Annotated in this window: 2 rRNA genes; both read left to right on the forward strand. The window is 47.3% G+C overall.

The window, feature by feature from the left end:
• The first annotated feature begins 42 nt into the window (after window positions 1–42).
• Window positions 43–2,915: ribosomal RNA gene (locus MHM83_RS16100) — 23S ribosomal RNA — on the forward strand.
• Window positions 2,916–3,015: 100 nt separating this feature from the next.
• Window positions 3,016–3,124: ribosomal RNA gene (gene rrf / locus MHM83_RS16105) — 5S ribosomal RNA — on the forward strand.
• Window positions 3,125–3,164: the final 40 nt, after the last annotated feature.

Raw genomic sequence — 3,164 nt, forward strand, 5'->3', positions numbered from 1 at the left:
TATAAAGAGCTCGTTGTAGTAGAGATACTACAGCAAAAAGTACAATAAGCTAAATAAGGGCGTATGGAGGATGCCTAGGCTTTCAGAGGCGAAGAAGGACGCGATAAGCTGCGATAAGCTACGGGGAGAAGCACATATTTTATGATCCGTAGATTTCCGAATGGGGCAACCCGTCATGTTGAAGACATGTCACACCTTCGGGTGAGCAAACGTGGTGAACTGAAACATCTAAGTAACCATAGGAAGAGAAAACAAAAGTGATTCCGTTAGTAGTGGCGAGCGAACGCGGATTAGCCCAAACCAATGTTGTTACGGCAATATTGGGGTTGTAGGGCTGCGACATTAGAATCTAAGAGAACTGGAATCGTTTGGAAAGACGAACCGCAGAGAGTGATAGTCTCGTACAGGTAATCGAAGAGGATATAGCAGTACCCTGAGTAGTGCGGGACACGTGTAATCCTGTATGAATCCACCGGGACCATCCGGTAAGGCTAAATACTCCTGAAAGACCGATAGTGAACTAGTACCGTGAGGGAAAGGTGAAAAGAACCCTAAGTAAGGGAGTGAAAGAGAACCTGAAACCGTACGCCTACAAGCGGTCGAAGCACATTTACTGTGTGACGGCGTGCCTTTTGCATAATGAGCCTACGAGTTACTGTTGCTAGCAAGGTTAAAGATTTAAGGTCTGGAGCCGAAGCGAAAGCGAGTCTGAATAGGGCGGTTATAGTTAGTAGTAGTAGACGCGAAACCGAGTGATCTACCCATGGGCAGGTTGAAGCTGTGGTAACACACAGTGGAGGACCGAACCAGTTGACGTTGAAAAGTCTTTGGATGACCTGTGGGTAGGGGTGAAAGGCCAATCAAACTCGGAAATAGCTCGTACTCCCCGAAATGCATTTAGGTGCAGCGTTGAATAAAAGTTTTATAGAGGTAGAGCTACTGATTGGATGCGGGGGCTTCACCGCCTACCAATTCCTGACAAACTCCGAATGCTATAAAATGTTTTTCAGCAGTGAGGGCATGGGTGCTAAGGTCCATGTCCGAGAGGGAAAGAACCCAGACCATCAGCTAAGGTCCCCAAATATATGTTAAGTTGAAAAAACGAGGTTTGACTGCCCAGACAGCTAGGATGTTGGCTTGGAAGCAGCCATTCATTTAAAGAGTGCGTAACAGCTCACTAGTCGAGCGGTCGAGCATGGATAATAATCGGGCATAAACATATTACCGAAGCTATGGACTTTTAAAAGTGGTAGGGGAGCATTCTATATGTGCTGAAGGTGTGCTGTGAGGCATGCTGGAACGTATAGAAAAGAAAATGTAGGCATAAGTAACGATAAAGGGGGCGAGAAACCCCCTCACCGAAAGACTAAGGTTTCCTCAGCGATGCTAATCAGCTGAGGGTTAGTCGGGACCTAAGGCGAATCCGAAGGGAGTAGTCGATGGACAACAGGTTAATATTCCTGTACTTCTTATAATTGCGATGGGGTGACGGAGTACTGAAAGCACCGCGAACTGACGGAATAGTTCGTTGAAACATTTAGGTATTAGACTGGTAGGCAAATCCGCTGGTTTAGCTGAAGTGTGATAGTACCACAAGTCTTCGGATGCGTGGATAGTGTGCCTAAAAACTTCCAAGAAAAACCTCTAAGCTTCAGATTATAAGAACCCGTACCGTAAACCGACACAGGTAGTTGGGATGAGAATTCTAAGGTGCTCGAGAGATTCATGGCTAAGGAACTAGGCAAAATAGACTCGTAACTTCGGGAGAAGAGTCGCCAACAGCAATGTTGGCCGCAGTGAAAAGATCCAGGCGACTGTTTATCAAAAACACAGGGCTTTGCTAAATTGAAAGATGATGTATAAGGCCTGACACCTGCCCGGTGCTGGAAGGTTAAGTGGAGTTGTTAGCTTCGGCGACGCAATCAAATGAAGCCCCAGTAAACGGCGGCCGTAACTATAACGGTCCTAAGGTAGCGAAATTCCTTGTCGGGTAAGTTCCGACCTGCACGAATGGTGCAACGATCTGGATACTGTCTCAGCCATGAGCTCGGTGAAATTGTAGTATCGGTGAAGATGCCGATTACCCGCAGCGGGACGAAAAGACCCCGTGAACCTTTACTATAGCTTCGTATTGACTTTGGATAAGTAATGTGTAGGATAGGTGGGAGACTTTGAAGCGGCGTCGCTAGGCGTTGTGGAGTCATCCTTGAAATACCACCCTTTGCTTATCTAGAGCCTAACTCAGCAATGAGAACAGTGCGTGGTGGGTAGTTTGACTGGGGTGGTCGCCTCCAAAAGAGTAACGGAGGCTTCTAAAGGTTCCCTCAGCACGCTTGGTAACCGTGCGTAGAGTGCAATGGCATAAGGGAGCTTGACTGAGAGACATACAGGTCGATCAGGTACGAAAGTAGAGCATAGTGATCCGGTGGTTCCGCATGGAAGGGCCATCGCTCAAAGGATAAAAGGTACTCCGGGGATAACAGGCTGATCTCCCCCAAGAGCTCACATCGACGGGGGGGTTTGGCACCTCGATGTCGGCTCGTCACATCCTGGGGCTGGAGAAGGTCCCAAGGGTTGGGCTGTTCGCCCATTAAAGTGGCACGCGAGCTGGGTTCAGAACGTCGTGAGACAGTTCGGTCTCTATCTGCTGTGGGCGTTAGAAATTTGAGTGGATCTGACTTTAGTACGAGAGGACCGAGTTGGACTGACCTCTAGTGTATCTGTTGTCTCGCCAGGGGCACTGCAGAGTAGCTACGTCGGGAAGGGATAAGCGCTGAAAGCATATAAGCGCGAAACCCACCACAAGATGAGATTTCTTTAAAGGGTCGTGGAAGATCACCACGTTGATAGGCTATAAGTGTAAGTGCAGTAATGTATGTAGCTGAGTAGTACTAATAACCCATAGGCTTATGTACGTATCCCGGTCCTAGTGGCCGGGAGCAAACTCTTTGATGAATTTAGGATATGATTTTACTAATATGTTAACTTTTACAGTTGAAATATACTGAAACGATTTAAGGTGATTATCGCAATGGGGCTCACCTCTTACCATTCCGAACAGAGAAGTTAAGCCCATTAGCGCCGATGGTACTGCCACAGGTGGGAGAGTAGGTCGTTGCCTTTCTTTATCAAACCTCAATCTTTTAAAGATTGAGGTTTTTTTT

Origin of the sequence: Tenacibaculum sp. Mcav3-52, from assembly GCF_022347665.1 — a bacterium.
Classification (GTDB): Bacteria; Bacteroidota; Bacteroidia; order Flavobacteriales; family Flavobacteriaceae; genus Polaribacter; species Polaribacter mesophilus.